A 21,485-nucleotide genomic window follows, 5' to 3' on the forward strand; every position below is an offset into this window, starting at 1 on the left:
TCGAGACGCACGCCCTGGATGAGCGCAGCCAGTCACCGATTCATCAGCCTCAGAACCCAACTCCTTGGCCTGATATTGCTTGCCGTACTGCCTGGCCTGTTGGCGCTCATCGTGCTATCGCACCTGAATCGCGAGGCGAATCGGGAATCCGCCATCCGCGAAGGCGAACATCTCGCCGAGATCATCAGCTGGAGCCAGGGCCAGGCACTGCGCACAGCAGCCGATGAACTCGGCCATCTCGCTGACCTGCACCGTCTCGTGCCCAAAGACGATCTGGCGGCCTGCAACCAACTGATGCGGCGATTCATCAACCAGCACCCGAACTACCTGAACGCCGGCATGATCGCGCCCAATGGGCGTATCGCCTGCAGTGCCCTGCCCTTCAAACCTGAAACCGATCTGAGTGACCGAAGCTATTTCAGGGAGGCCGCCAGCGGCCAGCCCATCGGCGTGGGCGAATATCAGGTAGGGCGCCTGACCGGCAAACCCAGCCTCAATATCGGACACCCGGTCTACAACGCCCGCAAACAACTGGCGGGTGTACTGTATCTCGCCATCAATCTCGATTGGTTCGCACAGGCATCCAGCGACTCCGCCCTACCCAACGGGACCTACGTCGCCATGATCGATCATAGTGGCCACATCCTGACCCGCTACCCGGCAGCTCCCCAGAAAATCGGCACGCGTTTCCCCTTGCACGCCGTCTTTGCTGCACCACTGGCAGATACTGTTAAAAACGCCACCGAATATCGCATCGCCCAAGGGGAACGCTGGATCTACATCCACAATCCACTGTCGATAGGCAACCAACAATCCCCCATCTACACCATCGTCGCGATTCCCGCACGACAGATCGACGAACCGGTCGATCGCCAGTTCCAATTAACGCTAGCCATCGTCATTGCGATCAGCCTGCTGGTGTTGCTCGCAGCATGGTTTGGTGCACGGCGCATGGTCCTCAAGCCGTTGCAGCGGCTCGCGCATGCAGCCGATCAGATCGGCAGCAGGCAACGCGGCAACTTCGACTGGCCAGACAGCCACGACGAATTCGGCACACTTGGCCGTGCGTTCGACCAGATGGACAGGGAACTTACCGCGCGCGGTGCGGAGATCGAACGCGCAAGCCGGGCATCGAAGACCTTGAGCGAGGCCAATCGCTCGCTGATCAAGGCGATCGACGAAAAGAGCTTTCTGCAGCGTATGTGCGAAGTCACTGTAGCCGAGGGCGGCTATATCGCCGCATGGATTGGTTTCGCGCGCGCAGACCGGACGGTCGAGATCGTCGCCACCCGCACACAGTTGAGCGATGAGATTCAACGCCTTGCCTCAACGATCGCACTGCGCTGGGACGATACTCCGCTTGGCCAGGGCGCCGTCGGCCGGGCAATTCGCAGCGGCCGACCCTGCATACTCAGACTCAATACGCTCGACCCGGCCTTCGAACCCTGGCGCAGCCTGCTGGAAGGGGCCGGCATTCGCATCGCCATCGCACTGCCACTGACCATCCAGGACAGCGTGGCGGGAGTACTGTTGATCCACGCTCGCGAAGCCGATGCCTTCCAGCCGCGTGAAGTCGAGACACTCGGCGAACTCGCCGCCGATATCGGTTTCGGCATTACGGGATTACGGCTCAAGCAGCGCCACCGCGAGGCCCGCCGCGCGATCCGCCAGGTCTCCCGCTACGACCCGGTGACGGGGACGCTTAGCCGTTCTTCCTTCTACCGACGTTTTTCACAGTGGGTGCGCCGGCGGCGCGGGCAAGACCGCCTACTGGCCGTCGTGGTGATCAATGTTTGCCAATTTGGCGCGGTGAACGTCGCCTTCGGCTACGAGCAAGGCGACCACATCCTCGCGGAAATCGGTATCCGCCTGCAGGCACTAACACCCGAACCGCTGGCGGTCGGGCGCTGGGGAGGCGCCGAATTCGCCCTATTGATCGAGGTGGCACAGCATCACGCGCTCGACGATGTCGTTGAGATTCTGACACAGGTGCTTGATCTACCGGTCACCACGGCGCAAATCGAGCTGGAACCGGAAACCTGCATCGGCATCTCCGTCTACCCAGCCCACGGGGAGCATGTCGGCCAATTGCTGACCCGCGCCCGCGCAGCAATGGAGCGGGCGCGGCGCCTGGGTACCCGCTATGCCGTCCACGAGGGCACCCCTGAGCGCGAGGCAGCCCGCCATCTACAGATACTCACCCATCTACGTACAGCCTTGGATGACAACCAGCTCGCACTCCATTACCAGCCCAAAATCGATCTGGCCAGTGGCCGGGTTACCGGTCTGGAAGCGCTGTTGCGCTGGCAGCATCCAGACTGGGGTAACGTCCGCCCCGACGAATTCATCCCGTTGACCGAGCAGACGCGCTTGATCCAGCCGCTCACCGAATGGACGTTGCACCGCGCCCTGCACGATCGGGAAATCATGTTGCAGCGCGGTGTCGACATACCCATCGCCGTCAATCTCTCGTCCGGCCTGCTGCGCAATCGAGAGATTGTCCGTATGGTCGCGCAGGTACTGGGTCTGCACGCATCTGCGGGCTGGCTGCAACTTGAGTTGACCGAAACGGCAATGATGGAGGACCCCGAACGTAGTCTGGCGATCCTGCACGAGCTAGTCGCGCAGGGCACGCCCATACATGTCGACGACTTCGGCGCGGGTTATTCCTCGCTGGGCTATCTGCAACGCCTGCCGGTGGACACGATCAAAATTGATCGCGTACTGATCCAGCATATCGACCGCGATGCACGCAACGCAGCCCTCACCAGGGCCGCCGTCGAATTCGCGCATGTACTCGGCCTGAAAGTCGTCGCCGAGGGCGTTGAAACCAAAGCCATTCTCCAGCGGCTTGAGGTACTGGGCTGCGATGCGGCCCAGGGTTATTTCATCGCTCGACCCATGCCGCGTGGCGATTTTCTCGATTGGTTCGAGCACCACGACGGCCGTTTCGTGCCGCCTGAGGACAGCACCTGATTCATTCGCCGAAGGCCCGCTGCAACCGTGAAACCGCCTCCGTCAACACCGCCCTCGATGTCGCGAAATTCAAGCGCATGAAACCCTCGCCCCCGGACCGAAATCGCTCCCAGGATTCAGCCCCAGACGCGCGACCTGAACCATCTGTCGGTGCAGCGCAGCATCGTCCAACCCCAACCCGCGGCAATCCAGCCAGGCCAGATAGCCGAATTCAGGCGGGCGATAGCGAATGCCCGGCACCGCCTCGACGAGCGCTTCGCGCAGCCATTGGGCCGTCTCGGCCAGATAAGCGACCAAATCGCGCAGCCAGGGGTCAGCCTCACGCCAAGCGGCCTCTGCGGCCACCTGCGCAAACAGGTTCGCCTCAGACAATCCGCCAATGCGCAGCGCCTCCTCGAAGCGTTGGCGCAGCGCGATATCCGGGATCACCACGATGGCCAGCTCCAGACCGGCAATATTGAAGCTCTTGCCCGCAGACAGCAATGTGATCACCCCTGCCTCGGCACCCGGCAGGCTGCCGAAAGGCCGGTGCCGGCTAGATGCGTGATACGCCAGATCGCCATGGACTTCGTCACTAACGACGATCACCCCGTGGCGCCGCGCCAGCGCAAGCAGCCGGCTCAATTCCGCCTGCGTCCACACGCGTCCGACCGGGTTGTGCGGTGAACACAGCAGTAGCATCCGCGCCTGCGGCATCAGCGCCTCAAGCTGCGGCCAGTCGATTTGATAACCCTCGCGGGTCTCCTGTAGCGCACTGATGAGCAAACGTCGGCCATGCGCCTCCACCGCCTTGAGCAAGTGCGGATAGACCGGGGTCATCACAATCACGCCATCGTCCGGGGCGGTCAGTGCCTGCACGGCCGCATACAGCGCCGGTACAACCCCGCGCAGTACGCCGATATGACCTTCATCCACGTGCCAACCATGCCAGCGCTCATACCAGCCACACACTGCCCGCTTCAGCTCAGCAGTAAAAAAGGGATAACCGTAAACCGGGTGGGCAGCGCGGGACTGGATCGCCTGAATGACGCAAGGCGGTGCAGGGAAATCCATGTCCGCCACCCACAGGGGCAGGACATCCATGCCAAACCGCGCCTTGCGTCCATCCCATTTCAGGGATGCGGTACCCAGCCGTTCGGGCGTAATCGTCGGGTCGAAGCCATTGTGCATGCCGTCTCCTTCACTACGGACAGATTGCGGGTGAGTTGCCAGCGCCTCAAGACAGAATATCCGTTAACGCGCTGCGGGGCGGCGACCACGGCGAGCGCACCGACAACCCCCAGAACCGGCAAGCAAGCAGCATACCATTCGCGGCCGGTGCGGCTGAGCGTGCATGCGTTATGATGCCGTTATGCCCGTATTACGGGGCCATTCACCACGGAATACGTCCATGCGCAAACGATTCTTCCAGTTTCTACCCCTATGCACCCTATTGCTGCTCCAGGGTTGCAGCTATTCGCACTTGCACTTCAATTCGCCCACAAACGGTGCCGCACCCACCTGCATCGAGCACATGCGCGGCGCCTGCCCGCTGGGCAGCCACGCCCCGAATGCCAGCCCGTCGAACTGAAGCAAGCGATGGCGGCCTGGCAAATCCGCCCCGTCGAGACACGCGACGAGGCGGCGCTGTGGGAATTGATACGGGGAGTCGCCCGCGCCGGCGATAGTTATACCCTATCCTCCCGACATCAAACGCGAACAGGCACGCCGCCTGTGGTATGAGGTACCCGCCGAAACGCACGTCGCGATGGACGGGGACCAGTTGCTCGGCGGTTATTACATCAAGCCCAATCAGGATGGGCCGGGTGGACATGTCTGTAACTGCGGTTACCTCGTCGCGCCCGAGGCGCGCGGGCGCGGCGTCGCCCGCGCGCTACACGCCCATTCGCTGGACACCGCGCAACGACTGGGCTTCCTCGCCATGCAGTACAACCTGGTGGTATCGAGCAACACGGTCGCGGTCAGGCTGTGGCAGAAACTCGGCTTTGAAATCGTCGGCACGTTACCGCGCGCCTTTCGCCATCCCACGCTCGGGCTGGTCGACGCCTATGTGATGTACCGCTGGCTAGGCAATCCGCAGGACGCTCCGATCCGTTAAACCTTGCGTCCGACGAACAGGTAGTAAGGCATGCGCAGGCCAGGTAGATAAGGCACCGGCGCACGCCGTTCGTCAATGCGCAACACCTCAAGACGGCGCGTCAGATAAGGCAAATGATCCGCGCTCGGGCGCACACCGTCGTGCCCGAACCAGGCTGGCCAGAAGTGTCTCGCCAACGCACCATGGCGGACACGCCCAGGTGCCGGATGCGGCCGCGAAACGTAGAAATCGACCACGCCGAGCACACCACCCGGTCGCAGCATCTCCAGTGCGTTGTCCACCGCCTCGTACCAGTCCGGAATCATGGTCAGGGCGTAGGCAAGGTACACCGCGTCCACCGGATGTTCCGGGCGGTAACGGGTGGCATCCGCCTCGCGCACCACCACGTTGTCGTGCCCAGACCAGCGCCGTTGAGCCTGCGCGAGCAGTGGGGCGCATACGTCCACCAGCTCAGCGCAGGCCAGCGTGTCCACTCGGTCACCTAGATAGGCCAAGTTGTGCCCGGTACCCGCACCCAGTTCGATCAACCGACCGCCACGAGACGGCAAATGCGTGGCCAGCGCAGCTAGCAAGTCGCCGCGGCCATGCAATAGACGTTCACGGAAATCGTCGTAGCGCGTCGCCTGCGGTGCATAGAACCGGTTCAGGCGTTCGGCATGGGTCGCCCCCCCCGGTTGACCGCGCAGCAGCGTCCACAACACTCGAGCATCATCGCGCAGATTCATCGGTCAGACCGCGTGCTGGGCGATGTGGAAGCCGGCGTAGGTATGCACGCGATCATGCGTCTGCAACTGCGCCGCCAGCTCGCGCTCGAAGTGGAAACGCTCATGCAACGAACCGATACCGGGGATTCGCAGCGTTTCCAAATAACCCGGTTCGGCATGGGCGCTGCGGAAGATCAGGCGCGCATCAGGCGTGGCCCGCTCAATGATGGCCTGCCACTCCTCGACCAGGGCCTGCGGGTGATACACGCTCATCCAATCCATATGATCGAGCAGGACGAAGCGCGACAACTGCTCGTCGGTCTCGTGCAGAAAGCCCGTGACGGTGCTCGTATGCGGCTCGATGCAATCGACCAGGCCGCTCTTGAGCGCAGCGAAGCCCTCGGGCTTGAGATATTCCGGGCAGCAGGAAGCGGTATAACGACCGCGCAGGTATAGCGACCAGAAGTAATTATCGGTGATCGGCAAGCTGCAAAAAACGTATTCGACCGCCTCGCGGATGAAACCGGCGATACCGTTGTCGTGGCTACGCACCACCTCCTCTCGCTGCGGATGCGGCACGCCAAGCAGACTCATGGTGAAGGGCCGCGACAGCGCCCAATTCATCCCCCGCCCCCAAAGGCGCGGAGCCACGTCGCGGTCGTAATGCGCGCGTTGTTCCTCGATATCGGTGGCGGCAAGCACGCGGTCGATCGCCGTGCGTAAGCCAGGCCTGAAATTGAGGTAGGCACGAAACCCCCGGGCCACCCAACCCGACAAGCCGAAATAGTAGAAGCTGCCGCCACGGCGACCGGGCTCGAAGGCGGCGATGTGTCGATCCCAATAGCTGCGCGCGAAGGGCGACAGATCGACGCGCAGGGCATCGTGATACACCGCTCGCGCCTCCGCGTGGCGACCATCGCCGAACAAGGCGAAGAAATCGGCGTGCGCCAAACGGCGTATCCCGGCTAACTTGAGTTCGAGCAAGGCGGTTTGCCGTGGGTTGGCGTCCACCGCATGTATGCGTGCGGGGCCGCACAAGGCGTAATCGAGGACATTGCAACCAGCGCTGGTAATCACCAGCAAGCGGTCGTCCGGCCCGATGTGCAGGGCACGGCGATCGACTGCCGGGTCTTCCCAGCAGGTGTTGTAGACCAGAGAACGTGAATACAAGGCGTTGAACACACCTTGATTGATTCGGTCGGCTAGGCGGGTACGGGTCACGGCGGCACCTGTTCGCAGTCGGCTGACGTCGCGGGATCACGACACAAGACTGCGAGTCTAGAGTCCGCCTATGACAGCCCCATGACCCCGCCGCCGACAGGGTCATGGTCCACGCTCAATGCCCGTGCTGATGCAGGAATGTCACCTCGCCCAGGTCGCTCACCTCGATGATGCGTGGTGCGATGCGACGGCTGGCGCCGTGTTCGAAGACCTCGCTGAGTACCACCCGATACGGCGAATGCCCGTGCTCGCCCTTGAGGATGCCGAAATGACGGACGCCGTCGATGTTCAGGGAAACTGCCTCTTCGGCGTTCCACTGCGAAAAGTTATAGGTCACATTGCGGGGATAGGACAATACTTTTTCACCAGACATGAGCCGTCTCCTGCGAGTGCATTAGTGTTTGATGATCGACATTCTCGGCATTGGCATCCCATCTGGCAAGCACGGGGACAAGCGCCTGACGCCGGAGTAGTATTCTGTCCATGACTAGCCTGCGTACCTTCGCGACGCTTGGCAGCCTGTTCATCCTCGGGCTGACCTTCTACCTCATCGAGGGCGTGCTCGTACCCTTCGTACTGGCTTGGGTATTGGCCTACCTGCTGGTGCCGCTGGTCGACCGCCTGCAGGCACACATGCCCAGATTGTTCGCCATCGTGCTCGCCTTCTTCATGGTGTTCGTCGGTATCGCGGTCCTGCTGCTCGGGCTGATCCCTGCGCTGCAGGGGCAGATCAGCCGCTTTTTGGCCACACTGCCTGCCTACGCACATCATCTCAATATCACGCTGGACGCCCTGGCGACGCACCTGCATCTGCCCATCACGCCCGGTAGCATCGCAAACAATCTGGAGCAGCAGGTGCGCCACCTCGGCACGCACCTGCTGGAGGCGCCGACGGCCCTGCTCAATACCGCCACCGGCATGATCCGGGTTGCCGTCCTGATCGCGCTGGTGCCCATCGTCAGCTTTTATTTACTGCGCGACTGGCACCACCTCAGCGCGGGTATCGAGTCGTTTCTGAGCGTACCGGCACGCACCAGCCTCAAGGCCTTTCTGCAAAGCAGCGACCGGGTGCTGCGTCGCTTCATCCATGGTCAGCTACTGGTCATGCTGGCCATCGGTTGCGGCTATTCGCTTGGCTTCGGTCTGGCGGGGATCAACCTGGGGCTGGTACTCGGCGTGCTGGCGGGATTGGTCAGTGTCGTGCCCTTTGCCTCGTTCATCCTCGGCGGTCTGCCCGCCCTGCTACTCGCCGTGCTGCAATTCCACGACCTGACTCATCCGTTGATAATCCTCGCCACCATCGGGCTGACCGAATTCGTCGGCAATACCATCCTGACGCCGGTGCTTGTCGGACGATTCGTACAGGTTCATCCCGCCGTGGTGCTCCTGTCCATCTTCGCCGGTGGGGCCTTATACGGCATTCTTGGCATGCTGCTCGCGTTACCGGTAGCGGCCAGTGTGTCGGCTTACTGGGGACGAGGAGGCCCGATTGCCGACGAGACGTTGGAACGCGTCGTCACTGAACCTTGAACGGGGCCACACACGACCGGGCCGGTCGGACGACCGACCCGGGAACCGCTAGTCCAGCGAAACCGCCGGATTGAGGCTGTACAAACCCACGATGCGATCTTCGGCCAGCACATGTCCCTCGATCGCGGCGCGTACGTCGGCGCCCGTGAACACACCCTCGACCGGGCAACGCTCAAGATCCGTGGCATACAGAACGAAGTGATAGTGATGCACGATTTCGTCGTTCCACGGTGGGCAAGGACCGTCATAACCGAAATACTGGCCGGCCATCTGCGCGTCCTCCGCGAGAAATCCGGTGTAGTCATTGAGCCCTTGACGCGTACCCGACGGGCCATTGGGCGTACGCTTGCCACCCGGCGTCACCGCCGCGCTGCAGCTGCCAGTGGCAATGCCAGGCAATGAAGGATCGATATCCACCAAGCTCCAGTGGAAAAAATCCACCCGAGGCAGCGAAGCCGGTATCGTACGGCCTACCTGATTTACATCGTCGGCACGACTAGGCACATCAGGGTCGTAACACAATAACACCAAGCTCCGCGTACCCGCCGGCAGGTCATGCCAGGCAAAGTGCGGGTTGCGGTTCGAACCCAGCGCCATACCATCTTGGTCATCAGGGATACCGAAGGCGAATTCAGGCGCGATGGGCGCCTGATCGACCAGACTGTCACTCACGAGCTTCATTATGGGCCTCCTGCGTAGATTAGGGTCGAAGCATCCGGAGCAAGGGTGCGGTAACAGCCGAAGAATTGACCACCCGCACCCGGCAGGGCCGGATCGTAATACAGACGGTGCAACCTCAGATCAAGCGGGGGTCCGAGAATCGCCCCCTCGATCAAACTGGTGAAGGGTCCACCGCCCAACAGGCGGTGAACCTGGGTCAGATACAAGTGGGATAACACCCCGCCGGCAGCCAGTAAATGCAGCATCCGCGCCCCACCGACGGCATAGATCGCCAGCAGTCCACGTGCCGCGAGCCTATCGATCGCCATCCTCGCATCCACCTCGTCGTGGCCAGCGGCCAGCACCGTCGCGCCGCGCTGGCGTAATGCGTCGGCCGGAGGGGATGTCGCTGCCGCCTCGCTGCTGAGTACCAACAAGCGCTCAGGTGGCACGCCGGCGGGGATGGCGAAATCCATCCGGCGGCTTAACACCACAATCCAAGGCCACGCGGGCAGGCCGCGCGCAGTACGCCAGGCGCGCAGGGCTGCATAGCGTGGATCTGTAAACGCGACAAACAGATCCTGCGCATGACCAAGCGCTCTTGCCCGCAGGTGACGCCCGCTGATCATGATGGCGTCTGCCTGTATTGCAAGCTCCTGAAACAACCACCAATCGCGTGCATTGGCGATAGCCGGCGGGACCCCACCATCGTCGTCCAAGGCAATACGGCCATCCAAGCTGGCCACAAAATTGGCATAGACCAAGGGAGCACGATCCGCGTCTGCTCGCAGATCGTGCTCAAGGTACAGCCCCGCCAAAGGACGGGGCTCGCCCGGCGGCCAAAGCGGCCGGACGCAGGTTGCGTTCACCGGGGGCTCATCCCCCTGCATGCGAGTGCCCCTGCCGGGATTAGCTACCCTGACCGCCGTGCATCTCGGCGAGACGCTTACCGATGGCATTAAGCTCGGCAATCATCGCATCGGTCTTCGGGTTGATCTTGCGCATGGCAGCGACGGTATCCTCGCTGAGCTTTTTGCGTGCGGCAGCTACTTTCGGGTCCTTCACGGCCTTGCTTTCCGCCTTGATCAGTTCAACCTGTGTCTTGCGTGCCTCGGCGATCAGCGACTGACGCTTGGCATTGGCCGTGTTCTTGTCTTCGATCTGCTTGCCCAGCTTGTTGAGCGCATCGATCTTGGGCTGCGGATCCGAACCCTGGCGCTTCATCGTGGCCACAAGCAAGGTGCGGAAATGCTTTTCCTGCTTCAAAAGATCGGGCGTCTTCTTCATCGCCTCCTGCTGTGTCTGAGCCAACTCGGCACGCAGTTGCATGAAGCGCTGCTCCATCTGCATCGCCTTATTATTGGCCTCGGCGCTTGGCTGGGCGGACTGCTGATCAGCCGCCTGGGCGGGGACGCCGAGACAGAGCGTCGCCGCGACGGTGAGGGCGCCGGCCAAGCCGACGAGGGTGCGCTGCTTGCGACTGGAACTCATACCTGGATCTCCCTGCGGAGGTGTGTGGATGTGGAGCGTCGGCGAATATGCCGAAGCGCGTAGCGCGCCACACTAACAGCCCATACCCTGTGCCTGTCAAGCATGCGCTTATGCATTGGGGAGCGAGACCCCGACCGATGCCCCGCCCATCCGCGAGCGCGTGATCTCGACAGCGCCACCGTAGCTGCGTGCCAACTCGCAGACCACGGCCAGACCGATGCCCTGACCTTCGATGTGGGTGTCCGCGCGCGCGCCCCGCTCGAGCAGATGATCGACCTCTCCGGGGTCGAAACCCGGCCCGTCGTCCTCGACCGTCAGCACCAGTCCGTCGGTATCGCGGATCAATCGGACCGCAATCCGCCCACGGGTCCATTTGGCTGCGTTGTCGAGCAGATTACCCACCAGTTCGAGCAGATCGTTCTCATCGATCCGCCCGCTCAGCCCCTCGGGCACCGAGGTCTCGAAGCGTAGACCGCGATCTCGGTAAGCACGCTGCAGAGCAGCGATTACTCGCATCACCGACGGCGCCAGGGGCATCGGCGCCATCAAGCCGTGAGCCGCACCGGCACTCGCGCGATTGAGTTGATAAGCAACGATCTGATCCATGCGACCCACCTGCTCAGCCACACGCCGTTCGCCCGCACCGCTCAGACCATCGCGTGCGCTCAATCCGCGCAACACCGACAATGGAGTTTTCAGGCTGTGAGCAAGATCGTCGAGGGCATGACGGTAACGGGTCTGCCGCGACCGCTCGTGCGTCAACAGGGCGTTCAGGCTCGACGCCAAGGGCGCCAGTTCGGTGGGATAGCGCCCTCCAATATGCTGCACCTCACCGCGTTCTACGCGACCCAACTCGGTGGACAGTGTGCGCAGAGGCGACAAGCCCCAGCGCAGCACCCCGGCCAGCGAGAACAACAGCAAAATGGCCGCGCCACTCAGCCAAAAGGCCAATGTACGGCGAAATTCGGACAGCTGCGCGACATAAGCCGTAGCACGCTCCCCGACCACGAAGGTGTAGCGCTGTCCGCCGCTATCCGGTGTCCAACGAACGCCGAAGGCCAGACGAAAGCGGTCCGCACCGCCCCCTTGCTCACGCATGAAGTGCCACTCTCCGACCGGAGACGATGCCACCGCTACGGGGGACGTCAACAACGAAGGTGAAGCCCAGACCACATGCCCGCGCGCGTCGGCAATCAGGGCATAGAGACCTGAACCCGGCTGCTGCAGCCGGGGATCACCGAGCTGCGGTAGGGAAACCTGCACCGAACGCGCATCGATATCGGCGGCCCCGAGCAAGGCGTAGGTCAGGCCTCGCAACTTGGCCTCCTGCGCATGGATGGCCGCTGCGGAGAAGGCGCGATCAAGAGCCAGCCCGGTCAGCACGACGAAGGCCGCCAGTACGAGGCCAGCCGCCAGTACCAACCGCCCTCTAAGCGAGCGCATCGGCTGCGCGGCGAGGCAATGTCAGGCGATAGCCCCGACCACGCAGGGTCTCGATGGGCTGCAGGTGCTCGTCGGGATCGAGCTTGCGTCGCAGGCGGCGGATGAAAACCTCGATCACGTTGCTGTCACGTTCGTCGTCCTCGGCATACAGATGCTCGATCAGCACGCTCTTGGATACGACCTCGCCGGCATGCAGCATGAGATATTCGAGGAGCCGGTATTCGTAGGCGGTCAGCTCCACAAGCGCACCCTCCAGGGTCACGCGCTGGGTCTGCGGATCGAGCACCACCGGGCCGCAGGCCAGCGTGGCCTGCGCCCACCCGCCGGAGCGGCGCAGCAAGGCGCGCGCACGGGCGAGCAATTCCTCGGGGTGGAACGGCTTGACGAGATAATCGTCGGCTCCGGCCTCCAGGCCCTCCACCTTGTCCTGCCAGCGCCCGCGCGCCGTCAGCACCAGCACCGGCACGTCGCGCCCCGCGGCGCGCAGCCCGCGAATCAGCGACAAGCCATCGAGTTCAGGCAAGCCGAGGTCGATGAGTGCAAGGTCGATCGGATACTCGGTGGCCAGATAAAGTCCCTCGCGACCATCGGCGGCAACGTCCACCACCATGCCCTGCTCGGCGAGGCGGGCGGCAATCTGCTCCCTCAGGTCCGGGTCGTCCTCGACCAACAATACGCGCATGATGGCGGCCTCAGCGCAGCACGCGGCCGTCGTGGGCATCGACCAGCACGATGCGGATCTGCCCACCGACCAACAGGCGGACCCGGTATCGTGCGCCCGGCCCCTCGCCCATGCGGTGGACTGCCAGCACACGCCCCCCCACCGCCGCCCGTGCGGCGGCAGCCGCGTCGGCCGGTGAAATGAAGCGTTCGGCCAGCAGGCCGATCCCGGCCGGGGTTGGCGGCGCAAACGCCGCGACGGGTGGCCCGGCGTATGCGCCACCGGAAAACGCGATCAGGACACTGCAAAGCAGACGACGCATGCGTGCGGACTCCCTCGGAACATGCGCTCAGTCTAACGGAGATACACCTCAATGTACCCGCAGGAAGCGTCCGGGACGCTCTGACGTACGTGTGGCGTAAATCTGCCCGTGATAGCGATAGGTCACGCGATAACCGCGCACCTGTTCGACCGAACGCATGGCGCGTACCGACTGGCAAACCGTCACCGGTCGCACCACCGTGGCCCCGCGCTCACCTAGCGAATGACCGATGGCCCCGCCGATGATCGCGCCCGCCACGGTGGCAACCGGATTGCGGTCTTCGTTACCCAACCGATTTCCGATCAGCCCCCGACGACGCCACCGACCAAAGTCGCGCCCACGGCATCGCCACGCCGTTCACGGCTGTAGGCCACATGCTCCGTGGTGCAGCGCTGCACCGGCGGACCAAGCACCCGCACCACCCGAATGATCGGCTGTACCCTGAGCACGCGTGCGATACTTCCGTCGTCGTGACGCCCTTGGTCCCAGCGGCCATCGGCCTGAGCAGCCAGCGGAGCGGCCAGGGCAACCCCAGTCGCGGCGATAACAGCCAGCTTGAATGCGCGTTTCATGTCGCTTTCTCCTATCCATTTGAGGATGACACAGCTAGGCTAAGCGCGGCCGACTGAACCGCGACTGAACACCCGCATGATCGAACGACTCCCTCATCCAACGCTGGAATACGCCATCGGCAGCCGTGCCGTAGTGGCGACGCTGTGTTCACGCCCGTGCCCGCGCCTAGCCGATTTTCGCGTTGCCGACTACGTGGGTGACTACCGGCTATGCAATCCGCGTGGTGGGCAGGATCTCATCGCCGCCTGTGCCCGCGTGTTTTTCGAGGAAAACGCCCCGTTCCTGGCGCAGATCGACGGCCGCGAACACGGACGCGAGTACAGTCTCGCGCTATTTGCGACCTTTCTGGCGGTCGAATTCAACGCCTTCACCCCGGAGGCCCATTTTCTGGTGCTCGCGCCGACGCAACCGGCGCAGACCGAGAACGCCCCCTATGCCGGTCTATGGGCCGCGCAACACATGGAAGCACTGCAGGCGGAAGGCGATTCCGCAACTCTGTTTGACGAGGCCGATGCCCTGATCGAAGCCCTGCGCCAAGCACCACCGACCCCGCCCACACCACCGCCCCGGCGACGCTGGTGGCGGCCCTTCGGCCGCTAGACGCTTCCGTGCCGGTGCGCGTCGCTCTAGAATCGTGGACCACCGAAGCCCCTCACCCGCCAAGGACCACACATGAAAATCCGCCTGCTACTGCTCTCCGCCCTCATCGCCTCTCTGACCGCTGGCTGCACCTGGGTCAAGCTAAGCCCGCAGGGCGAAGAGGCCCGCGTGCTGAAACCCAATCAGGTCAGCAGCTGCAAACCGATGGGCACAACGACCGTCCAGGTTGCCGCGAGCGTGCTCGGCATACCTCGCCCACAGCGCGATGTCGCACACGACCTGCAGGTCATGGCTCGTAATGCTGTGCAAAATGCGGGGGGCGACACCATCGTGCCAGAAGGTCTGCCGGTCGACGGCCGCCAGACCTTCGCCATGTACCGCTGCATCAATCCCTAATCCAAGGGGGCTCGACGCATGTCTGAAAACACCCTGGACGAGCAGGTTGACCGCCCCCTCGTCCAGGTCAGCGTGTTCTTCGACTATATCTGCCCATTCTGTTACATCGGCAGCGTGCGTCTACTGCGGCTCAACGAGCGCTTCGATCTGCGCGTCAACTGGATGCCGATCGAGATCCATCCCGATACGCCCGTAGAGGGCCAATCACTCGACGCACTGCCCTACGACACCGCCCAACGCCAAGCCATGAACCACGCACTGGCAGCCCTCGCCGCCGAGGAGGGACTTACCCTGCCGGCACAGCGACGCATGGCCAATTCGCACGATGCTCTGCGCCTTGCCGAAGCCGCCAAACGATTTGGTCGTGAGGCGTTCTATCGGCTACACCACGCGCTGTTTCAAGCCTATTTCACGGAGGGCCGAAATCTAGGCGACCTTGAAATACTGCGCACAGTGGCAAGTACATCCGGCCTACCCCAATCGCTGCCGGATGAGGCACGCAATGATCCCGAAATCACCCGCCATCTCGCACACTACAAGGCGCTAGCCAGCCAATACACGGTCAGCGGCGTGCCCACCTACGCGTTCGGCGACCAGCAATTGAACGGGGTACAGCCCCTGGCCACGCTGATCGCAACCGCCGACCGGATGGCCAAGGGAGAGGGCTGAATCTGACCATCCGGCAGATCGCGGCCATCCGCCTCTTTTAGGAGAGCCGCCCCGCTGTTAGAGTACGCCTCCGGTCCCCCATGCCATCGCGTTCGCGGTTGGCAGCGCATACCGCACAAACACCCGGACGCGTCACGCGACGCCCACCGTGCCCGTCACCGTTTTCACATGAAGAAGTCGACGCGATGCTGAGACTCGTTGCCTCGTTGTTCAATCTGCTATTCGGGATGTCGGTGCTGCTCACCGGCGTGGGCCTGCTCGGCTCACTGCTCGGCATCCGCGCAGGACTCGCTGGCTTCAGCAGCGAGGTAACCGGCGTGGTGATGGCGGCCTACTTCGCTGGCTACATTCTCGGCACCTATGTCTGCCCGCGCATCATTCGTCGCGTCGGACACGTACGCGCCTTCACCATCTTCGCCGCCCTCGGTTCGACCGTCGCCATTGCCCATGCCTTGTGGGTCAACCCCTGGTTCTGGGGCGCATTGCGCTTCATCAACGGTGCCGGCATGGTCGGGCTGTACATGATCATGGAAAGCTGGCTCAACTCCACGGTGACCAACGAGGGGCGCGGGCGACTGTTCTCCGTGTACGTGATGTCCACCCTGCTCGCCATGGGCCTCGGGCAATTGCTGCTGACGGTCGGTCCGGCACAAAGCTTCGTGCCCTTCGCCTTGGTATCCATGCTGTTTTCGTTGGGACTGATCCCGGTCGCCCTGACCCGCGTCCCGCAGCCCACACCTATTGAGCACCCGAGCCTACACCTACGCCAGCTCGTCGGCTTTTCCCCGCTCGGCACCGTCGGCACCCTGATCGCGGGCGTCACCAGCGGCACCTTCTGGGCCCTCGGCGCAGTCTTCGCCCACGGCATTGGCCTGGCGACTGCCCAAATCGGTGCCTTCATGGCGATCAGTATCGTCGGCGGCGCCTTCCTGCAATGGCCGCTGGGTAAGCTGTCTGACCGCTTCGACCGTCGAACCGTATTGCTGCTTATTTGTATCGGCGGCGCATTGCTAGCCACCGCCATCGCGCTGGTCAGCGCACGCAACCTGCCTTTGTTGCTGGCATTGAGCTTCGTCTACGGCGGCTTTTCGTTCACGCTCTACGGTGTCAGCGTGGCGCACATGAACGACCAGATCCGCGTCGAGGACATGCTCGAAGCTTCCAGTGGCCTGCTGATGCTTTATGGCATCGGCGCAGTGATCGGGCCGGTTCTCGGTGGTGTACTGATGTCGCGGTTCGGCAGCGATAGCCTGCCGCTATACCTCGCCTCGGCCTTCACACTGCTGACCCTGTTCGGCCTCTACCGCCGCCGCGTGAGCGATGCACCTCCGCTGGAGGAGCAGGGCGATTTCGTGCCACTGGTTCGCACCTCGCAGGCTGCCATCGAACTCTCGCATCCCGAGGCAAGCGCCGCCGAGGTCGAACCCATCGACAACCAGCACGCAGCCTGAGTCCACACTCAATGCGCGGCACGACGGCTCTGGATCCACTCCGCGACCGTCGTCGCCAACAGCGCGACGGCGAGCAGGGGTAACATCGGCCGTGCCTGCGAATAACCGCCGTCGTAGACGAACAGGGCCAGCGTGCAGCACAGACAAAGACCGGCAAAGACGCGGCGCGGATATGCGCGTAATCCGAATCCCCAGTGCCGCGCCCAAACGACGCCAATCCAGGCCGCCAGCCAACCACCGAATGCACCACCCAGCTCGTCCAACGGCCAGTGCGCACCCACTGCCGAGCGCGACAGGCCGATCAGCACGGCGAATCCCAGGCAGGTGCCGCGCCAGCCGCCGCCGCTGCGCGACAGCGCAAGCACTCCGGCGAGGGTGAAGATGGTGGTGGTATGGCCGGACGGAAAGGCGTTGGCGAGCAACCGGGGGCCGATCACATGGATCAGCTCCGGCGGCAACACAGCCGCTGGGCGCGGATGGTGTAACAGCGGCTTGAGCACGTCCACCCACAGCGTCGCCGGCAGCACGGCCAGAAATGCAGCCCAAACAATCTCCGGGTGGTGCCGGCACCAGGGCAGCAACAGCGCAAAGGCCACCACCGTGTCCCCATAGACCGTCACATTGGCCCATAGTACGTCGCCGGTTGCGGTGGGCAGGCCGTTGAGCCATTCAAAGACCGCCTCGTCCGCGCCCAGAACCACGACCAGCGCCGCCAGCAGCAAGGCGATCAGCGGCGGCGCCCAGCCCCACGGGCCGGCAGGTGAAACAGAACGCACGAGGGCGGTATCGAGGCGGATTGGATTCAAACGCGTATCCGTCACAGGGGTAAGCGGCAATTCCAACAATCCGCCACGGCTTTGGCAAGGTCAACCTTGCGGTGCGCCATTCCCGGCATGCCTTTGGTAAAGTGATGCCCCTTCGGGGCAACCCCCGCCGCAACCGCCAGGAATCGCCGTGTCGCGACATTCCCCCAATTTGAATGCCACTCAGGCCACCGCGCTATTGCTTGGTCTGGTTACGCTACTGCACATCATTGCCGGCGCCCGCGTGGGCCTCACAGGCGATGCTGCCCACTACGCCGTCTACGGCGCACGGCTCGCCTGGAGCTACTTCGACCACCCGCCGATGATCGGCTGGCTGCAGGCCACCATCGAACCATTCTCGACCGACAATCTGGCGCTGCGCCTGTGGCCGATTGCGCTGGGCACGGCCAGCGGCGCGGCCCTATACCGCCTCGCCCGCCAGCTCTATCCGGAGCGTAGTCCCTGGCTCGGTTTCGTTGCCGTGGCGGTCATGCAATCAGCGATCATCCTGTCACTGATGGGCATATCCATGCTGCCCGATGACCCTTTGCTACTGTTTTTCCTGCTCGCCGCCGGTGCCCTGCATCGAGCGTTGATCGAAGACCGGCCACGCGCATGGCTGTGGGTAGGACTGTGGTTCGGGCTGGCTGCGCTATCCAAGTACACCGCTGTTGCGCTGGTATTCAGCGCCGTCTGGTTGATGATCTCCGAACGGCGCTGGGCGCAACTGCGTACACCCTGGCCCTGGCTCGGCATTCTGATCGCACTGATCGCGATCCTCCCGGTGCTTGGCTGGAATGCCACCCACGACTGGGTATCCTTCCGCTACCAAATCCTGCACGTCAGCGACCCGGAACGGCACTGGCTGCTGGCCAATTTCGTGAAATCGCAGCTCATCCAGATTTTTTCATACTCCCCTGGCATTTATGTATTCGGCCTGATCGCGCTGATCCATGCCGTGCGCCGACGTCACGACCCACGCAATCGCCTGCTCCTCGCCATGGTCGTGCCGGTCTTCGTCATCATCGACGGCGCCTCCGGCACCAACGTCTCGCTGCCGCACTGGCCCGCAGTCGGTTGGGCGGTACTGAGCATCGGCATCGCCACCTGGCTGAGCGATCACCGGACTTCCCGCTGGCTTCAAGCCGGCGTGGTGTTTTCTGGCCTGTATTCCGTGCTGCTGATCGGCGTGCTGCTCAGTGAGCTGATTCACCCCTGGATCCCGTTCAAGGCCAACGCCTACCCCCTCGCCGACCTCTACGGCTGGCGCCGTGCTGCCGATCACGCCGAAATCTTGCGCGCGGCGATGGCGGAAACACCGGGGCCACGTCCCTTGCTCTACGCCGGCAACTGGTCCTATGCCAGCCACATCGCCTGGTATGCCTACCCGCAACCCGTACAGATCACCGACCACAAGATGCACCAGATGACGCTTTGGTACGGCAATGCCGCCGCCGGCGGGCGCGGTATCCTGGTGATCCCCCAGCAGTTCCACGGCCGCATCCCGACCTGGACCGCGAAGTTCGACCGCTGCACGCCCGCCGGTAATCTCCTGATCCCTCTGGAGCGCAAGATAGCAACCACCTACTATTTCTACCGCTGCGAGGGCTACCATGGATAGGCCCGCCGAAGACCCGCGCCGGGGGGCGCTCGCCCACTGGCTCGCCGGCATCGCCACGGGCACGCGCAACCTGCGTCCCGCCTCTGGCGACGCCAGTTTCCGGCGCTACTTCCGCTTGGATACTGACGCCGGTCCGCGCATTGCCATGGACGCGCCGCCAGCACAAGAACCGCTCGCGCCCTTTCTCGATATCTCCGTCCGCCTCGCCGCTGCGAATGTACGTGTACCGAAGATTTATGCCGCCGACCCCGCGCTTGGTTTTGCCTTACTCGACGACTTAGGCGACGTCCACTACCTCGACGTGCTCGACACGCACAGCGCCGATGTGCTCTACGGTGACGCGCTGGATACCCTCATCCGCATCCAATCCGCGCCCACCGATGGCCTGCCCGACTACGACCGCTCGCTGCTCGCACGCGAGATGGGGCTGTTCCCGGACTGGCTGCTCGACCGCCACCTTGGGCTTACGCTCAACCGCGAACAGCGCGCGCGTCTGGACGCCGTGTGCGAGACACTGATCGCCAACGCGCTGACGCAGCCGCAGGTCTTCGTACACCGCGACTATCACGCACGCAACCTGATGCGCATCGCCGATGGCAATCCCGGCGTACTCGATTACCAGGATGCCGTGTGCGGCCCCATCACCTACGACCTCGCATCCCTGCTGCGCGACGCCTATGTCACCTGGCCAGAAGTACGCGTCCATCGCTGGGCACTGAGCTACCGCGACCGCGCAGTGGCTGCAAAAATCTGCGGGCCAGTGGACGACGCCCGCTTCCTGCGCTGGTTCGACCTCATGGGTCTGCAGCGCCAGCTCAAGGTACTGGGCATCTTCGCGCGGTTGTGCCATCGCGATGGCAAACCGGGCTATCTCGGCGACCTGCCCCGCGTGCTCGCCTACGTCGAAACAGTCGCCCCGCGACACGCCGAAAGCATGCCGTTGGCCACGCTGATCGAAGACCTCGCATTGCGCACCCGTCTGGAGGAGGCCCGACAAACATGCGCGCCATGATCCTGGCCGCCGGGCGCGGTGAGCGCATGCGCCCGCTCACCGACACATGCCCCAAGCCCCTGCTGCGCGCCGGCGGCACACCGCTGATCGAACATCAGCTGCACCGACTCGCCGCCGCGGGCTACCGCAACATCGTGATCAATCTCGCCTACCGTGGTCACATGATCCGCGCCGCTCTGGGAGATGGCGCACAACTAGGTCTGCACCTGCACTACAGTGACGAGGGCGATCGCGCATTGGAGACCGGTGGCGGCATTCGTCATGCCCTGCCTCTGCTCGGCAAAGATCCATTTCTGGTGGTCAACAGCGATATCTGGTGCGATCACCCGCTTTTGCCGCCGGATATCGGCGATGATCTAGCGCATCTGGTAATGGTCGACAATCCGCCGCAACACCCGAGCGGCGACTTCCACCTGCACAACGGCCGCATCGACGATGCCGACGGCCCACGGCTAACCTTCTCGGGTATCGGCTACTACCGTCCTGAATTGTTCGCCGAAACTCCTGACGGCGCCTTCCCGCTTGCCCCGCTGCTGCGCACCGCAATGGTGGCGAAACGCATCGGCGGCGAACACCACCACGGCACGTGGTTCGATGTCGGCACGCCCGAGCGACTCAACGACCTCGACACCCGTCTACGAACCGGTAACATCCACGACCACCGTTCCCCCAGCAATCATCGGAGCTGAGCCCATGTCCTTCGACCCGGCGCGCGTCAGCGCCTCGTTCGCATTCGATCCCGACACCTTCGCGGGACTGCGCCGCGATTGGTTGACCTTGCTCGACTTAAGTGTCTTCGGCGAAGTGAAGTCCAGCAAGATCGGTGCGATCGACCGGTTGCGACGGCGCCTACTGGAAATCGGCGAGGGCCTGCGCTCGCTGACCAACGACCGACGCTGGATCCCACAGCCACGCGAACAGATCAAGGGCGCCATGGGTGCCAGTCTGAAGCTGCGCGACACGTTGCTCGGCCTCGAACGTGCGGCGCAGGTCGTGGATGGCGGTAACGACTTCCCCCACTTCGAGCATGCATTGCTGGATTTCCGCCAACGCCTACTGCAACTGATCGAGCACCACGAGGCCTTGTGGACAACGTTGTTAGAAGAGCAATACGACGAGGCCGCGAATCAGGACGATGAGGACGACTAATCGCCGCGCGTCGGCGAATTGACGCCGTACGTCGTGAAATGGCGACAGTTGCCGTCACCGATATGGCGCCCGCATGATGGAAGCCGACGGCCTGCAATTGCGCAG

General features: G+C 63.3%; 25 protein-coding genes. 12 read left to right on the forward strand and 13 right to left on the reverse strand.

All coding sequences use genetic code 11. The annotated features are described in order from the left end of the window. Positions 1 to 18: 18 nt before the first annotated feature. Positions 19 to 2,976: a bifunctional diguanylate cyclase/phosphodiesterase gene (locus tag BI364_RS17565; protein WP_083251388.1), complete on the forward strand. Its 2,958-nt coding sequence runs from the start codon at positions 19 to 21 to the stop codon at positions 2,974 to 2,976. Positions 2,977 to 3,045: 69 nt separating this feature from the next. On the opposite strand, the gene BI364_RS13110 is transcribed toward BI364_RS17565, so the two are convergent. Continuing rightward, on the reverse strand, positions 3,046 to 4,146 hold the full coding sequence (locus BI364_RS13110) for a MalY/PatB family protein (RefSeq protein ID WP_197495711.1): 1,101 nt from the start codon (positions 4,144 to 4,146) through the stop codon (positions 3,046 to 3,048). 220 nt (positions 4,147 to 4,366) lie between these two features. Here BI364_RS13110 and BI364_RS13115 point away from each other — a divergent pair, with 220 nt between their 5' ends. Beyond that, positions 4,367 to 4,546, forward strand: a complete 180-nt coding sequence (locus BI364_RS13115) for a hypothetical protein (RefSeq protein WP_070079135.1) — start codon at positions 4,367 to 4,369, stop codon at positions 4,544 to 4,546. A 177-nt stretch (positions 4,547 to 4,723) separates the two neighbouring features. After that, entirely contained in the window at positions 4,724 to 5,074 is a 351-nt protein-coding gene (locus BI364_RS13120) for a GNAT family N-acetyltransferase (protein WP_407639321.1), read from the forward strand. Here the strand turns inward: BI364_RS13120 and BI364_RS13125 are convergent. The 3 genes from BI364_RS13125 to BI364_RS13135 form a co-directional block, all read right to left on the reverse strand. Then, positions 5,071 to 5,799, reverse strand: a complete 729-nt coding sequence (locus BI364_RS13125; RefSeq protein WP_070079136.1) for a class I SAM-dependent methyltransferase — start codon at positions 5,797 to 5,799, stop codon at positions 5,071 to 5,073. The genes BI364_RS13120 and BI364_RS13125 overlap by 4 nt on opposite strands. A 3-nt stretch (positions 5,800 to 5,802) precedes the next feature. Further along, positions 5,803 to 6,999 carry a DUF3419 family protein gene (locus BI364_RS13130; protein WP_070079137.1) on the reverse strand — a complete coding sequence of 399 codons (1,197 nt, stop codon included), beginning with the start codon at positions 6,997 to 6,999 and terminating at the stop codon, positions 5,803 to 5,805. 115 nt (positions 7,000 to 7,114) lie between these two features. Continuing rightward, positions 7,115 to 7,372 (reverse strand): hypothetical protein, encoded by a 258-nt coding sequence (locus tag BI364_RS13135; protein WP_070079138.1) that lies wholly within the window; start codon positions 7,370 to 7,372, stop codon positions 7,115 to 7,117. A gap of 110 nt (positions 7,373 to 7,482) precedes the next feature. On the opposite strand from BI364_RS13135, the gene BI364_RS13140 reads away from it, so the two are divergent. Continuing rightward, positions 7,483 to 8,529 (forward strand): AI-2E family transporter, encoded by a 1,047-nt coding sequence (locus BI364_RS13140; RefSeq protein ID WP_070079139.1) that lies wholly within the window; start codon positions 7,483 to 7,485, stop codon positions 8,527 to 8,529. A 48-nt stretch (positions 8,530 to 8,577) separates the two neighbouring features. Here BI364_RS13140 and BI364_RS13145 read toward each other — a convergent pair whose 3' ends face one another. The 8 genes from BI364_RS13145 to BI364_RS13180 all read right to left on the reverse strand — a co-directional run bounded on the left by BI364_RS13145 (position 8,578) and on the right by BI364_RS13180 (position 13,678). Next, entirely contained in the window at positions 8,578 to 9,210 is a 633-nt protein-coding gene (locus BI364_RS13145; RefSeq protein ID WP_070079140.1) for a YbhB/YbcL family Raf kinase inhibitor-like protein, read from the reverse strand. Continuing rightward, on the reverse strand, positions 9,210 to 10,058 hold the full coding sequence (locus BI364_RS13150) for a RibD family protein (protein WP_197495712.1): 849 nt from the start codon (positions 10,056 to 10,058) through the stop codon (positions 9,210 to 9,212). The genes BI364_RS13145 and BI364_RS13150 overlap by 1 nt, the downstream gene beginning before the upstream one ends. Positions 10,059 to 10,098: 40 nt before the next feature. Beyond that, positions 10,099 to 10,680 (reverse strand): hypothetical protein, encoded by a 582-nt coding sequence (locus BI364_RS13155; RefSeq protein WP_070079142.1) that lies wholly within the window; start codon positions 10,678 to 10,680, stop codon positions 10,099 to 10,101. 108 nt (positions 10,681 to 10,788) lie between these two features. Continuing rightward, a complete protein-coding gene (locus BI364_RS13160; protein ID WP_070079143.1) occupies positions 10,789 to 12,123 on the reverse strand; it encodes an ATP-binding protein in 1,335 nt (444 codons plus the stop codon). After that, complete coding sequence (locus tag BI364_RS13165) at positions 12,110 to 12,805, reverse strand: response regulator transcription factor (protein ID WP_070080069.1); 696 nt, start codon at positions 12,803 to 12,805, stop codon at positions 12,110 to 12,112. Before BI364_RS13165 ends, BI364_RS13160 begins: the two co-directional genes overlap by 14 nt. Positions 12,806 to 12,815: 10 nt before the next feature. Beyond that, positions 12,816 to 13,106 (reverse strand): PepSY domain-containing protein, encoded by a 291-nt coding sequence (locus tag BI364_RS13170; protein WP_070079144.1) that lies wholly within the window; start codon positions 13,104 to 13,106, stop codon positions 12,816 to 12,818. Between the two features lie 48 nt (positions 13,107 to 13,154). Next, on the reverse strand, positions 13,155 to 13,397 hold the full coding sequence (locus BI364_RS13175) for a hypothetical protein (RefSeq protein ID WP_070079145.1): 243 nt from the start codon (positions 13,395 to 13,397) through the stop codon (positions 13,155 to 13,157). An 11-nt stretch (positions 13,398 to 13,408) separates the two neighbouring features. Then, entirely contained in the window at positions 13,409 to 13,678 is a 270-nt protein-coding gene (locus BI364_RS13180; protein ID WP_070079146.1) for a hypothetical protein, read from the reverse strand. 76 nt (positions 13,679 to 13,754) lie between these two features. Between BI364_RS13180 and BI364_RS13185 the strand changes: the two genes are divergently transcribed. The 4 genes from BI364_RS13185 (at position 13,755) to BI364_RS13200 (ending at position 16,795) form a co-directional block, all read left to right on the forward strand. Then, a complete protein-coding gene (locus tag BI364_RS13185) occupies positions 13,755 to 14,279 on the forward strand; it encodes a hypothetical protein (protein ID WP_070079147.1) in 525 nt (174 codons plus the stop codon). 72 nt (positions 14,280 to 14,351) lie between these two features. Beyond that, on the forward strand, positions 14,352 to 14,675 hold the full coding sequence (locus BI364_RS13190) for a DUF4156 domain-containing protein (protein ID WP_070079148.1): 324 nt from the start codon (positions 14,352 to 14,354) through the stop codon (positions 14,673 to 14,675). A gap of 18 nt (positions 14,676 to 14,693) precedes the next feature. Then, positions 14,694 to 15,344: a DsbA family oxidoreductase gene (locus BI364_RS13195; protein WP_070079149.1), complete on the forward strand. Its 651-nt coding sequence runs from the start codon at positions 14,694 to 14,696 to the stop codon at positions 15,342 to 15,344. A gap of 185 nt (positions 15,345 to 15,529) precedes the next feature. Beyond that, positions 15,530 to 16,795 carry an MFS transporter gene (locus tag BI364_RS13200; RefSeq protein ID WP_070079150.1) on the forward strand — a complete coding sequence of 422 codons (1,266 nt, stop codon included), beginning with the start codon at positions 15,530 to 15,532 and terminating at the stop codon, positions 16,793 to 16,795. 8 nt (positions 16,796 to 16,803) lie between these two features. Here the strand turns inward: BI364_RS13200 and BI364_RS13205 are convergent, their stop codons facing one another. Next, complete coding sequence (locus BI364_RS13205) at positions 16,804 to 17,601, reverse strand: phosphatase PAP2 family protein (RefSeq protein WP_197495713.1); 798 nt, start codon at positions 17,599 to 17,601, stop codon at positions 16,804 to 16,806. A gap of 148 nt (positions 17,602 to 17,749) precedes the next feature. Between BI364_RS13205 and BI364_RS13210 the strand changes: the two genes are divergently transcribed. Genes BI364_RS13210 through BI364_RS13225 form a run of 4 tightly spaced genes read left to right on the forward strand, consistent with a single transcriptional unit; the run spans position 17,750 to position 21,380 of the window. Next, positions 17,750 to 19,219 carry a glycosyltransferase family 39 protein gene (locus tag BI364_RS13210; RefSeq protein WP_156782756.1) on the forward strand — a complete coding sequence of 490 codons (1,470 nt, stop codon included), beginning with the start codon at positions 17,750 to 17,752 and terminating at the stop codon, positions 19,217 to 19,219. Then, on the forward strand, positions 19,212 to 20,231 hold the full coding sequence (locus BI364_RS13215; protein WP_070079153.1) for an aminoglycoside phosphotransferase family protein: 1,020 nt from the start codon (positions 19,212 to 19,214) through the stop codon (positions 20,229 to 20,231). The genes BI364_RS13210 and BI364_RS13215 overlap by 8 nt, the downstream gene beginning before the upstream one ends. Then, complete coding sequence (gene murU / locus BI364_RS13220) at positions 20,219 to 20,920, forward strand: N-acetylmuramate alpha-1-phosphate uridylyltransferase MurU (RefSeq protein WP_083251392.1); 702 nt, start codon at positions 20,219 to 20,221, stop codon at positions 20,918 to 20,920. Before BI364_RS13215 ends, murU begins: the two co-directional genes overlap by 13 nt. A 4-nt stretch (positions 20,921 to 20,924) precedes the next feature. Beyond that, complete coding sequence (locus BI364_RS13225) at positions 20,925 to 21,380, forward strand: hypothetical protein (RefSeq protein ID WP_070079154.1); 456 nt, start codon at positions 20,925 to 20,927, stop codon at positions 21,378 to 21,380. Positions 21,381 to 21,485 lie beyond the last annotated feature (105 nt).

Source organism: Acidihalobacter yilgarnensis, from assembly GCF_001753245.1.
GTDB classification, from domain to species: Bacteria; Pseudomonadota; Gammaproteobacteria; order DSM-5130; family Acidihalobacteraceae; genus Acidihalobacter; species Acidihalobacter yilgarnensis.